Annotated in this window: 11 protein-coding genes; 4 read left to right on the top strand and 7 right to left on the bottom strand. The window is 65.4% G+C overall.

What is annotated here, in order from left to right:
- Positions 1-26: 26 nt before the first annotated feature.
- From C1O66_RS20250 to C1O66_RS20240, 3 genes are all read right to left on the bottom strand, one after another.
- Positions 27-2,213 carry a S46 family peptidase gene (locus C1O66_RS20250; protein WP_102769845.1) on the bottom strand — a complete coding sequence of 729 codons (2,187 nt, stop codon included), beginning with the start codon at positions 2,211-2,213 and terminating at the stop codon, positions 27-29.
- Between the two features lie 159 nt (positions 2,214-2,372).
- Entirely contained in the window at positions 2,373-4,529 is a 2,157-nt protein-coding gene (locus C1O66_RS20245; RefSeq protein ID WP_102770395.1) for a S46 family peptidase, read from the bottom strand.
- Between the two features lie 130 nt (positions 4,530-4,659).
- Complete coding sequence (locus tag C1O66_RS20240) at positions 4,660-5,349, bottom strand: DUF1826 domain-containing protein (protein WP_243392940.1); 690 nt, start codon at positions 5,347-5,349, stop codon at positions 4,660-4,662.
- A gap of 151 nt (positions 5,350-5,500) precedes the next feature.
- Here C1O66_RS20240 and C1O66_RS20235 point away from each other — a divergent pair, with 151 nt between their 5' ends.
- A complete protein-coding gene (locus C1O66_RS20235; RefSeq protein WP_102769844.1) occupies positions 5,501-5,962 on the top strand; it encodes a Fur family transcriptional regulator in 462 nt (153 codons plus the stop codon).
- A 118-nt stretch (positions 5,963-6,080) separates the two neighbouring features.
- Entirely contained in the window at positions 6,081-6,344 is a 264-nt protein-coding gene (locus C1O66_RS20230; RefSeq protein ID WP_102769843.1) for a hypothetical protein, read from the top strand.
- A gap of 106 nt (positions 6,345-6,450) precedes the next feature.
- Here C1O66_RS20230 and C1O66_RS20225 read toward each other — a convergent pair whose 3' ends face one another.
- The 3 genes from C1O66_RS20225 to C1O66_RS20215 form a co-directional block, all read right to left on the bottom strand.
- Entirely contained in the window at positions 6,451-6,804 is a 354-nt protein-coding gene (locus C1O66_RS20225; protein WP_102769842.1) for a hypothetical protein, read from the bottom strand.
- Between the two features lie 141 nt (positions 6,805-6,945).
- Positions 6,946-7,515: a dCTP deaminase gene (dcd, locus tag C1O66_RS20220; protein WP_102769841.1), complete on the bottom strand. Its 570-nt coding sequence runs from the start codon at positions 7,513-7,515 to the stop codon at positions 6,946-6,948.
- Between the two features lie 59 nt (positions 7,516-7,574).
- The gene (locus tag C1O66_RS20215) at positions 7,575-9,179 is read right to left on the bottom strand and encodes an ABC transporter substrate-binding protein (protein ID WP_102769840.1); all 1,605 of its coding nucleotides are present in this window, start codon (positions 9,177-9,179) and stop codon (positions 7,575-7,577) included.
- Between the two features lie 197 nt (positions 9,180-9,376).
- Between C1O66_RS20215 and C1O66_RS20210 the strand changes: the two genes are divergently transcribed.
- Positions 9,377-10,282, top strand: a complete 906-nt coding sequence (locus tag C1O66_RS20210; RefSeq protein WP_102769839.1) for a LytTR family DNA-binding domain-containing protein — start codon at positions 9,377-9,379, stop codon at positions 10,280-10,282.
- Between the two features lie 174 nt (positions 10,283-10,456).
- The gene (locus C1O66_RS20205; RefSeq protein ID WP_102769838.1) at positions 10,457-11,488 is read left to right on the top strand and encodes a S41 family peptidase; all 1,032 of its coding nucleotides are present in this window, start codon (positions 10,457-10,459) and stop codon (positions 11,486-11,488) included.
- Positions 11,489-12,136: 648 nt separating this feature from the next.
- Here the strand turns inward: C1O66_RS20205 and minE are convergent.
- The gene (minE, locus tag C1O66_RS20200) at positions 12,137-12,394 is read right to left on the bottom strand and encodes a cell division topological specificity factor MinE (RefSeq protein ID WP_102769837.1); all 258 of its coding nucleotides are present in this window, start codon (positions 12,392-12,394) and stop codon (positions 12,137-12,139) included.
- Between the last annotated feature and the right edge of the window lie 11 nt (positions 12,395-12,405).

Raw genomic sequence — 12,405 nt, 5'->3', positions numbered from 1 at the left:
CAGCCCCGGCAGAGGCTGGCCGCGCTTCACAGCGCTTTCATTTCCTTCAAGAGACGCTCGGCCTTGTCCACCACCTTCATCTGCCAAAGCATGTAGCGAGCGTCGAGGCAAATGCTGCGCGTGGTCTTGGGGTTGAAGTCCCAGTCCGAGATCACCGCGTCCAGCGTGCCATCAAACAGCAGGCCGACCAGTTCGGCATTCTGGTTCAGCACCGGCGAACCGGAGTTGCCGCCGGTGGTGTCCAATGTGGCCAGGAAGTTGACGGGCACCGAGTCCAGTTCCTTGACCCCGTACTTGTCGAACTGGCGCGCCTTGATGGCGGCAAGCTGCTCGGCCGGCGCATCGAACTCGCCTTCGCCCTTGTGCTTGGCGACGATGCCACGCAAGGTGGTGAAGGGCGTCCAGGACGTGCCATCGGTGCCCTGGCTGCGGCCGGCGACCTTGCCATAGCTGACGCGCAGCGTGCCATTGGCATCTGGGTAGACGGCCTGGCCCTGGCTGGCCTTGAAGGCGATCAAGGCCTTCATGGTTTCGGCGTAAGCACGCTGGATCTGGCCACCAAGTTCCTTGTCACGCGCTTCGCGGGCACGGTCGTCGTCGTACAGGGCCACCGCGGCGGCGATCAGGCTGTCCTTGCTGGCCTTGAATTCATCCACAGTGCGCGAGAGCCAGGCCATGCGCTCGGTCTTGTCGGCCATCTTGCTGCCGGCGTAGATGGCATCCAGGCGGGCGCGCACGTCCGCCTCGCTCATGCCCTGGCGCAGACCCAGGGCCTGAAGCAGCACCGGGTTCAGCTGCGCCGAGGGCTGGGCCAGATACTGGGCGAAGAAGTAGGCGGCAACGCGCTTGTCCACCTGTTCGTCGTAGCGACGCTCCATGGCCTCGACGGCCTGGCGGCGGCGCTGCTGATCGCGCTGCTGGAAGCCGGGCTTGCGCTCGGCATCAGGCTTGAGGTTTTCTTGCGCCTGCTGGTAGAGCGTGCGGGCACCAGTGAGCAAGGTGGTGGAAGCAAAATTGAGCAGCAGCTCGCGGCGGGTGATGGCCTGGCGCTCGTCCAGCAGGCGCTCGACATCGGCCAGGCCCGCGCCGTACTGGGCGCGCCGGCCGGCATCGCCATTCACCCAGGCCTTCAGTGCGGCGAAATCGGCCTGCTTGCGGGCCAGGATGTCGCTGCCCTTCCAGCTCTGCAGCTGGCCTTGCAGGTTCTTGTAGTAGTTGCCGATGCCGGCCACGGTGTTGGCCAGCTTGATCTCGGCGTCACGGCGGCCGGCGGTTTCCTGCTTGATCAGGTCGAGCTGCTTGCCGAAGGCCTTGACCAGCTCGGGGGCCTCCCAGTCGAAGTTGAAAGCCACTTCGGTCGGCAGGCGGTGGCGGTCGGTGCCGCCTGGATAACCCGTCACCATGACGAAGTCGCCATCTTTGAGCGGGCTGCTGGCCAGCTTCAGATGGTGCTTGGGTTGGTAGGGCTTGTTGTCGGGGCTGAAATCGGCCGGCTTGCCGTCCGGGCCGACATAGGCACGGTAGAAGCTGTAATCGCCGGTGTGGCGCGGCCACATCCAGTTGTCGGCATCACCGCCGAACAGACCCACGCCCTGGGCCGGGGCATGGACCAGGCGAACGTCGCGAATCTCCATCTGCTTGATCAGCTGGAACACCAGGCTGCCGTAGAAGCGCGCAACGCGGCAGCGGTGGCCGGCGTCCTTCTCGCACTCGGCGACCAGGGCTTTTTCCTTGGCCTCGATGGCATCGCTGCGAGCCTTGCCCTGCAGGGCCGAGGTGGCTGAGTCCATGACCTGGGCACTGACATCACGCACATCCACCGTCACCAGCACGCGGCTGCCCGGTGCGGCCGGCAGCTCGTCCTTGTAATCAGCCGCCAGGAATCCTTTTTTGAGCAGGTCGCGCTCAGGCGTGGAGTTGAATTGGATGCTGCCGTAGGCACAGTGGTGGTTGGTGACCACCAGGCCTTGCGGCGAGACAAAGGAGGCGGTGCAACCGGCGAGGCTGATCACTGCCCCCATGGGGAACTCGGTCAGCTGGCTGAGCTTGGCCGGGTCAATCTTGAGGCCGGCTTGTTTGAGGGACTTGCTGATCTGCGGCAGCTGCTGCGGCATCCACATGCCTTCTTCGGCCTGGGCAGGCCCGGTCAGCGTAAAGGCCAGCAGCGCCAGCGCGGGAGTTGCGGCCCGCAGGGGCCAAGTCTTGAGTTTCATGCGAAATGTCCGCCCAATGTAGGAACCGAGACCATAACCGCATTTGCGCCCACGGCAGCGTGAGGAGAGGCACACAGACAAACCCTGATGCAGCCATGAAAAAGGCCCTCCTGCGGAGGGCCTGGTTCAGCTCGGAATGCTCGGCATCGAGCCTGCCGATCAGAGGGCGTTGAGCTCCTTGAGCAGGCGGTCGGCCTTGTCCACCACCTTCATCTGCCAGAGCATGTAGCGAGCGTCCATGCAGATGCTGCGGGTCATCTTGGGATTGAAGTCCCAGTTGGAGATGACGGCATCCAGCGTGCCGTCAAACAAGAGACCCACCAGTTCGGCGCGGCTGTTCAGCACCGGCGAGCCGGAGTTGCCGCCGGTGGTGTCCAGCGTGGCCAGGAAGTTGACCGGCACGGAGTCCAGGGACTTGACCGCGTACTTGTCGAACTGACGGGCCTCGATGGCCTTGCGCTGCGCCTCGGGGGCATCAAAGTCGCCCGTGCCGGTGTGCTTGGCGGTGATGCCACGCAAGGTGGTGAAGGCCAACCAGTCGTTGCCATCGGTGCCCGGCTTGCGGCCTTGAACATGGCCATAGCTCACCCGCAAAGTGCCATTGGCATCGGGGTACAGGGCCTCACCCTTGCTGGCCTTGAACGCCAGCAACGCGGCCATGGTGTTGGCATAGGCTTGGTCGATGCGGCCTTCGAGCTCCTTGTCGCGCTTCTCGATGCGCTCGTCTTCCTCGTAGAGTGCCACGGCGGCGGCGATGTAGGCATCCTTGCTGGCAGCGAAATCGGCCACGCTGCGATCCAGCCAAGCCATGCGGCTGGCCTTGTCGGTCAGTTGGGTGGCGGCTTGCAACTCCAGCAGGCGGGCCTTGACGGCGGCCTCATCCATGCCGGCCTTCAGACCCAGAGCCTTGAGCAGGGGTTGGTTCAGCTGCTCGGCAGGCTGGGCCAGGTACTTGGCATAGAAATGCGAAGCTAGGCGGATGTCGGTCTGCGCGTCGTAGCGGCGGTCTTGCGACTCCAGGCCTTGGCGCAAGCGCAGGGCATCGCGCTCCTGGTAGCCGGGCTTGCGCTGGGCATCGGGCAACAGGCGCTGCTGGGCATTCTGATAAAGACCGCGGGCGGTGCCCAAGAGGCGAGGCGCGTAGGCGCGCAGGCTGGATTCGGTGCGAGCCAAGGCCTGGCGCTCGGCCAGCAGGCTTTCAACGGCAGCCAGGTCGGCGCCGTACTTGGCGCGGCGAGCAGCGTCGCTGTTCACCCAGGTCTTGAGCTCTTCGAAGGACTTGCGCTTGCGCTCCAGGATGTCGCTGCCGGCATAGCTGGCCATCTGGCCCTGCATGTTCTTGGAGGCATTGCCCAATCCGGCCACCGTGCCGGCCAGCGCAATCTCGGCCTCGCGACGACCACTGGTTTCCTGCTTGATCAGGTCCAGCTGGGTCAGCATATTGCGGATGCCTGTGGGCTGGGAAAAGCTGAACGCGAAATCCACTTCCTGCGGCAGACGGTGGCGTTGGGTACGGCCGGGGTAGCCGGTAACCATGACGAAATCGCCTTCGTTCAGCGGCGTGGTGGCCAGCTTCAGGTGGTGCTTGGGCTGATACGGCTTGTTGTCGGGGCTGAAATCGGCCGGCTTGCCGTCCGGGCCGACGTAGGCACGGTAGAAGCTGTAGTCACCCGTGTGACGCGGCCAGATCCAGTTGTCGGTGTCGCCACCGAAACGGCCCACCATATCGGCCGGCGCATGAACCAGGCGCACGTCGCGGATCTGCATCTGCTTGATCAGCTGGTATTGCAAGCCGCCGTAGAAGCCGGCCACGCGGCAGCGGTAGGCCTTGTCCTGTTCGCAGGCGGCAACCAGGGCTTTCTCCTTGGCCTCGATGGCATCCACCCGGGCCTTGCCGGAGAGGGCGGCGGTCTTGGCGTCCAGCACCTGGGCGGTGACGTCCTTGACCTCTTCGGTCACGAAGATGCGGCTGCCCGGCGCGGCCGGCAGCTCATCCTTGAAGTCCGCGGCCAGGAAACCGTTCTTCAGCAGGTCGCGCTGCGGCGTCGAGTTGTACTGGATGCTGCCGTAAGCGCAGTGGTGGTTGGTGACCACCAGGCCTTGCGGCGACACGAAGGACGCGGTGCAGCCGCCCAGGCTGACCACGGCCCCCATGGGGAACTCGGTCAGCTGGTTCAGGCGGCTGGGGTCGAGCTTGAGGCCGGCGGACTTGAGCTGCTTGGCGATCTGCGGCAATTGCTGCGGCATCCACATGCCTTCGGCGGCATGGGCCGTGGTGATGGCCAGCAAAAGGCCGGCAGGAATCAGACGTTTCATGGGGATGACGAAGCAGTTGAAAAACAAGCCCGGAACGATACACAGCCCAAGGACACATGACTAAAGGCATCCCGGCCGAAACGAGCCCGCATGACCTAGGACATTCCCGCATGCGGTCGACGCACATCCCTCAAGCCAGCGCGTCAAACGGCGCGGCGACCAGACTCAAGGCCCAGGGCCTGGGGCGCCCATCGGCCACGAGAAAACGCGGACGCCGGTGCAGCATGCGGCCGCGGGCATTGAAGACCACCACATCCATGGGTGCCAGCGCTGAAGCCGAGGCGCGGTCGGGTGTCATCCAGGCGGTGTCCAATGCCGCGCGGCTGCCCATACGGCACTCGCTGGCCGGGCCACGATAGCTGCAGACCAGGCGCAGCGGCGCCCCCATGCACAGCCATTGACGGTCCACCTCGCTGCGCAGATCCCCCAGGCGCAGCGAAACGTGTTCGCACTCGCTCAGGCGCGCGAAGCGTTTCACCAGATGCATGAGGTCGGCCAGCAGCAGATTGCGCATCTCGCTCGCTGGCAGGCCGGCCGCGTCCAGGGCCTGCTGCACCTCTTGTTCCAGCCCTTGGGCATCGGCCACGCGATGCAGGCTGGGCAAGACCGTCTCAGGCAAAGCATCCATCCAGGCCTGAAAGCCCTTCGGCGCCGAGCGCTGCCAGACCGCCAGATCAGGCCCACCGCCATGACGGCGAGGCGGCCCCACGTGCGCCAGCACCTCGGGCGACGCCGCGACATGAGCGCGCGGGTGCAGGACTGGCTGGAGCGGCGTCGGCTGCGGGGTCAAGCCACGGCTCGGGGGCATCAAGGGAAGCATGGCATTCAAGGGCGCGTCTCCGTTCGTGCGATCAGGCATTCCGGCCGGGCCGGGACCATGGCTCGCATTATTCGATATTGATAACGCATTATCAAGATTGCCGATGCGACAATCCTGCGCACGCTCAACCCGCACAGGCTTTTCACACGCCATGGAACGCACCACACGCCAACGCACTGCCATCCGCGACGCGATCGCCACTGCCGGTCGACCGCTCTCCCCTCAGGAAGTGCTGGATGCCGCGCGTGTGGACGTGGAAGCGCTGGGCATGGCCACGGTCTACCGCAACCTCAAGCTGCTGCTGGAAGACCAGTCCATCAGCCTGGTTCAGCTGCCGGGCGAAGGCCCGCGCTACGAGCTGTCCGGCCATGCCCACCATCACCATTTCCAGTGCACCTGCTGCCAGCGGGTGTTCGATGTCGAGCGCTGCCCGGGCGATCTGGCCCAGCTGGCGCCACCGGGCTTCAGCGTCGACAGCCACGAGATCACCCTCTACGGCCGTTGTGTCGACTGCCAGGAACCGCAGCGCAGCAAGAAACGGCCCGCAACGGCTGCGACCCCGGCCACGGGACACAAGCACGGCGCCACGCATTGCCAGCACAAGCACCGCTGATGGGCCCGGCCCCAAAAATAGTCTGATGCAGCACTGGAACTTGAACGCCGACTCGCCGATATTCAATCTGACGCCAAGCTGACAAGCCCATCCGGCGTCCAGAATCGGGGAGCTGCTCATGACGCTGCAACAGGTCTCTCAGGTCATCCGCTGGCTGCGCCTGCATGCGCGCGACCACCGCCTTGAAGCGCAAGCCTGGGATGTGATCCTCACCGTCTGGCTCTTGGGCTGGGCAGGCTTGCCACCCTCTTTGCTGCTGCACGAATGGCAATGGCTGCCTTTGTGCCTGCTGGGTTTTCTGATGCCCAGCCTGTACGCCCATCTCAGGCGGCAACTGCACCAGCGCGGCCAGCTGCGCTGTGATTGGTTGACGGCCTTGTGAACCCAGCAACAAAAAGGCCCTCGCTGTGCGAGGGCCGATGGCGGTAATACCAGCCGGGCAGCCGACGGGCCGAGACGGGCCGTCGCAGGCGGGTGAGACAGCGGGCTCAGTGCATCAGGCCAATCCACTCACCGGCGCGCTGATAGTCGCTGAACAGGCGCAGGGCCAGCGCACGCAGGCCCGGGTTGGAGCAGGCATGGGCCCGCGCCAGGCACTCGAAGGCGTAGAGCCGGTCGTACAGCATGCGGGTGGGTTGCAGCTGTTCGCCTTCATCGGCCATCAGCGCCTGAAAGCAATGCAGATCAGACAAGGCCACCGGGCCGGCAATCGGCAGGTCCAGCTCGGGCGCGGCGCGCATGTCCATGCGCAGGCTGCTCGGGCCGTCGGCATCGGTCGTGAAATCCAGCGGGATCGGTGCGCCGGTGTTCAGGTCGGGCAAGAGATGCAGCGGGATGATCATGGGGGGCCTCGCGGTTCCGGCCTGCACAGGACCGGGATGGCGCCATGATGCCGGCCGCGGCCGAAACTTAAATGCAAAACAGCCGGTGATTCACCGGCTGTTTTCGCTCAAGTTGGCGCGAGCCCGAGCCTGAGCCGGGGGTCAGGTCTTCGGCAAGGTGACGCCACGCTGGCCCTGGTACTTGCCGCCACGGTCCTTGTAGCTGGTCTCGCAGACCTCGTCGCTCTCGAAGAACAAGACCTGGGCGCAGCCCTCACCAGCGTAGATCTTGGCGGGCAGCGGCGTGGTGTTGGAAAACTCCAGCGTCACATAGCCTTCCCATTCGGGCTCGAAGGGCGTGACGTTGACGATGATGCCGCAGCGCGCATAGGTGCTCTTGCCCAGGCAGATGGTCAGCACATTGCGCGGGATGCGGAAGTACTCGACCGTGCGTGCCAGCGCGAAACTGTTGGGCGGGATGATGCAATGGTCGCCTTCCATGTCGACAAAGCTCTTGTCGTCGAAATTCTTGGGGTCGACGACGGAGCTGTAGACGTTGGTGAAGACCTTGAACTCGGGCGCGCAACGGATGTCGTAGCCGTAGCTGGAGGTGCCGTAGCTGACGATCTTCTCGCCGGCCGCGTTGGCGCGGATTTGGCCGGGCTCAAAAGGCTCGATCATGCCGTGCTGCTCGGCCATGCGGCGGATCCACTTGTCGCTCTTGATGCTCATTGCTGACGGTCCCTCGTTGCTATGGCCGGCATTTTAGGCGTGAGCTCGGACAGCCTCTCTCAGGGCTTGAGCGTCACACCATCAAAACGGTACTGCCCGCTCGGCGCCAGCTTGAAGCCCTGAATCGACTTGCGCACCGCCACCGCCACCTTGCCATGCGCAATCGGCGTCCAGGGCAGCTGGGTCAGGGCCAGGCGCTGCGCCTGGCTGTAGAGCTTCTTGCGCTCGGCGGTGTCCAGGGTCTGGCGGGCCTTGGCGAGCGTGGCGTCGTAGCTCTTGTCGCACCAGAAGCTGCCACTGGCTGCACCGCAGGCCAGCTGGCCCAGAGTGGAGGCGGGGTCGTCCTCGCCGTTCCAGCCGATCAAGGCAGTGTCATGGTCGCCCTGGTCCACGCGCTTGAGGTACTCGCCCCATTCATAACTGACAATCTTGGCGGTGACGCCGATCTTGGCCCAATCGGCTTGGATCATCTGCGCCATCAGCTGGGCATTGGGGTTGTAGAAGCGTTGCACCGGCATGGCCCAGAGCGTCAGGCTCAGGTCCTTGACACCGGCGCTCTTGAGCAGCTCGCGCGCCTTCTCGGGTGAATGCGGCGCGGTCTTGATACTGGCATCAAAGGCCCAGCTGGGCGGCGCGACCAGCGAGTTGGCCGGCTCGCCCGCGCCGCCAAACACCGTCTTGACCAGGGTGCTCTTGTCGATGGCCATGTCCAGTGCCTGGCGCACGGCCAGCTTGTCCAGCGGCGGCTTCTTGGTGTTGTAGGTCAGGAAGCCGATGTTCAGGCCCGGCACGCTGTGGATCTGGATGGCCGGGTCGCGCTCCAGCTCGATCAGATCGGCCTGATTGGTCAGCGCCGCAATGTCGCACTCATTGCGACGCAAGCGCTGGGTGCGCACATTGCGGTCGGTGGTGATGGCAAAGACCAGCTGCTCCATCACCGGCCGGTCACTGCGGAAGAAATCCGGGTGGCGGGTGTAGCGCAAGATGCTGTCGGCCTGGTAGCTCTTGTAGACAAAAGGCCCGGTGCCGACCGGCAGGCTGTTGATCTGCGCCGCCTTGCCGGCCATGAGCAGCTGCGCCCCATACTCGGCCGACTGGATGCCGGCGAAGGCGTAGGTCAGCAGGTTCAGAAACGTGGCATCGACACTGTGGAAGCGAATCTGCACCTCGTCATCGGCGATGCGATCCACGCCCGCGATCAGCTGCTTCCAGCCCGCCGAAATCACATACGGCGAAACAACGGGGTGGGCCTTGGAAAACGGATGCTGCGGGTCCAGCAATCGCGCGAAGGTGAAGATCACATCGTCGGCATTGAAGTCGCGCGTGGGCTTGAAATAGGCCGTGCTGTGAAACTTGACGCCGTGGCGCAATTTGAAGCGGATGCTGCGGCCATCTGCCGCCACGATCCAACTCTCGGCCAGCCCCGGGATCAGCCGGTCCGTGCCCGGTTCGTTGTCGATCAGGCCATCAAAAATCGGATACGTGGCCGCGTGGTCAATGCCGGAGTCGCTGTTCGCCGGGTCGAAGCTCTTGGGGCTGCCCTGGGCGCAGAAACGCAGAGTGCCGGGCACCTTGATGGGGGCGGCCAGGGTCTCAGCCACGCCGCAGGCGACAAGCAGGCCAAGCGCCAGAGAGCGCAGGGAAAAAGGCAATGAGATGGGCATGAAGTTTCGGCGAAGCGCTTGACTGCGAAGAGCGTGGCGGTTCGCTGCGGTGAGCGATGGCTTGATATTCGCACGCGCCTCTCTGCCCTTGCCGAGGGGCAAACCCGCAGCCTGCCTCGACTCAGAAGCGGCGCATGCCCACCTAGAATTCGCCGCCTCCCCGTACCCCTCAGCCCCCCCTCAGCCCTCCGCTGCCCATGTCCGCCTTGTCCACCGTTCCCGCTTGGCTGCAACAACGCTGGCATTTTGAAACCAGCCCTTGGGCCGCCCTGCGGCGATTCGGCCTGGCTACTGGACTGGTGCTGCTCCTTCTGTTCTGGCTGCAGCCCTTTGGCGGCGAGCGCTACCGGGCGCCCTGGTGGGCGCTGCGTCTGCTGGGCTACGGCGTTTGCCTGCTGCTCGCGGTGCTTCCCATGCGTGCCTGGGCGCTGCGACGGCGGGCGCGCCAGCCCCTGTGGCGCTTGCAGGATGAACTGCAGGCCCTGGCGATCTGGGCCGCCTGCAGCGCGGGCCTGAGCTATGCCCACAGCTGCTGGCTGGTGTCGCCGAGGACACCATCCTGGGTCGACTTTTTCATGTTCAGCCTCGTCTTCGCCCTGCCTTTCCTGCTGATGCTCTTGCCGCTCCTGCTCTGGCAAGGTCGGGCCGACGTCCTGGCTGTCCAGCTCGCAGCGCCCACCGCCGAGAACCAGGCCAGCACGACAGCCCCAGCCGCCGGCACCTCACCCCAGATCGTGGTGCAGGGCCGCAATCGCGACGAACAGCTGTGCTTTCGCCGCGAACAATTGGTCTGCGCTCAAGCCCAGCAGAACTATGTCCGTTTGCAGCTCGAAGCCGAGGACGGCAGCGGCATCCAAGCCCATTTGCTGCGCCTGCCCTTGGGCGAGCTGGCGGCCAGCTTGGCTGCTGGCGAAACGGCCTGCTGGCGTGTGCATCGCTCCTGGCTTGTGGCACCGGAGCGGGTCCAAGCCTGGGTGCAAACGGGTCGCCAGCGTCAGCTCCGCCTGCGCGGCCTGGACGCGCTGATCCCCGTGTCCGCCGACTTTGAATTGCCGGCTGAGCTGCCAAGTGCTGGCCTCGATGCCGCGCAGATTCGTCCCTGACGCCCGCAAATTCGCCCCTGGCCACGCGTTTTCGTCACAGCCGCTTCGGCTTGGTCACAGACGGTCGTCGCCTTCCACTCCTGCCGAAACGCTGCCTCTAGGCTGCACAGCCCTGGCGCCTGTCGCGCCGGGCGCTGCGCGATATTGCCGGCGCCACTTCCAAGGAGACCTGTTTTGATTCGCTCGACTTTCAATGTCCCTGGCCACCTGGCCAAGCGCGTGCTCGCCGTCTTCGCGCTGTCGCTCGGCCTGAGCCCCTTGGCCCAGGCGGCGGCCCCGGAGCCCAGCGCGCAAACTGTTTACGCCCAAGCCCTGGCCTTGAGCGATCGCCTGCTGCCCCTGCCCGCCTGGAGCCAAAGCCCAGCTTTTGCAGCGTTTCGCCAGGCCTTGCTGGACGCACCCGAAGGCTTGGACACCGCCGGCATCGCCTTGCACTTCAACCGCAGCCAGCACGCAGCGAAGCTGGGCTTCAGCCACTACGCTCTGCTGGCGCCACAGCCCGACACTCCAGCGACGAGCGCCCCAGCCGCTCCCGCGCCCTTGCCACGGCTCAGCTGGCCGCGACCCGGCGTGGCCTTGCTCAGCATCCCCAGCTTCGCACTCGATGCGGCGCAAATGCTGCCGGCCGCGCAAGCGCTGGCCGCCGCCCGACCTGAAGCCTTGATCATCGATCTGCGCGGCAACGCCGGGGGTGCCTTGCCAGCGGCCGCCAGCTTGCTGGGCTTGCTGGCCCCGGCTCCGGTGGACGCCGGGGTCTTCCTCTCACGCCGCTGGTATGGCCAGGGCCGGGACGAGCCCGATGCGGCTGCGCTGGCGCAGATGCCCGCGCTCGCCACGCTCGATCTCGCAGCCTTGAGCCAGGCACTGCAAACGACTGGCGTGGCACGCCTGCGCATTCCCGCCAGCCCTGCAGGCGGCTTCCGCGGGCGACTGCTGGTCTTGATCGACGGGCACACAGCCAGCACCTCGGAGCCGGTGGCCTGGCTCCTGCGGCAAGCCTTGGGTGCCCGCTTGGTTGGCCAGCACACGGCCGGCGCCATGCTGTCGAGCGAGGCGCTGCCGCTCGCGGGCGGCTATCGCTTGCGTCTTCCGGTGGCCGACTACCTGACACCCAACGGCCAGCGCCTGGACGGGCACGGCGTCCAGCCCGACCTGCAGGTGCCACCTGAACAGGCACTGCAAATCGCTCTGGAAACACTGGGCTGAGGTGCCGGCCCCTCGCACGCCCTCACAAGAGAAAAGGGGCCAGCTCCACGCTGAACGGCTCAGGGCTGCGAGCGGCACGCTGCGGACCTTCGTTGTGCTCGTCATTCTCACTGCGGTGTCTCGTCCCGCCGCCGGGCTCATGGTTCGCGGGTCGGCTCTGCGAGCCGACTCCCCTCGCTGCTCAGTGCGCCCTCGGCCGCGCACAAATCGCCCGTCGGCGGGCCGAGCCACCTCCTAAGTGGGCGCTCTCCAACGACGGGGGGCACATCGACCGCGATGCATGCGCCCCGCAGCCCGGGCCGCTGCCGGGCGATTTGTGCAGGTCCGAGTAGCGCAGCGCCTCGGGGCGCGCGCGTACTCGCGCGCTTCAAGCGCTGACTCGGTGCCCTTTGTCCGAACGGAATGAGCGATGCGAATGAAGTGAGATGAGCACCGGCCCCGAGGCGCGAGCAGCGCAGGGAAATCGCTCCGCCAGAGCCGACCCCAGAACCATGAGTCCGGCAGCGGCACGGGCTGCAGGGCCTCACGAGCAAAACCCAAAAGGCCGCTTCGTGCGGCGGACTCAACCTGACATCCCACCAGTCAAATCATTCTGAAAAAACAAAGGCCGCTGATGCGGCCTTCGAGGTTCGGTACCAACTTTCGATCTCAGCGCCCTTCGGGCAGCTCGATCTTGAGCTCCAGCACGTCCATATCGCCGTGATGCTGAACATCAACATTGATGTCCTTCATGTCGATGTCGATGTACTTGGAGATCACGGCCAGCAGTTCGTTCTTGAGCTGGGGCAGGTAGTCGGCGCTGGGCTTGCGGCCATTGCGCTCGTGGGCCAGGATCAGCTGCAGGCGCTCCTTGGCGACGCTGGCGGTGCTTTTCTTTTCACCCAGAAAGTACTTGAGGAAACTCATCCGGTCCTCCC

The sequence above is a fragment of the Paucibacter aquatile genome, assembly GCF_002885975.1.
Taxonomy (GTDB): Bacteria; Pseudomonadota; Gammaproteobacteria; order Burkholderiales; family Burkholderiaceae_C; genus Paucibacter_A; species Paucibacter_A aquatilis.
This window is presented reverse-complemented; position numbering and strand designations above follow the sequence as displayed.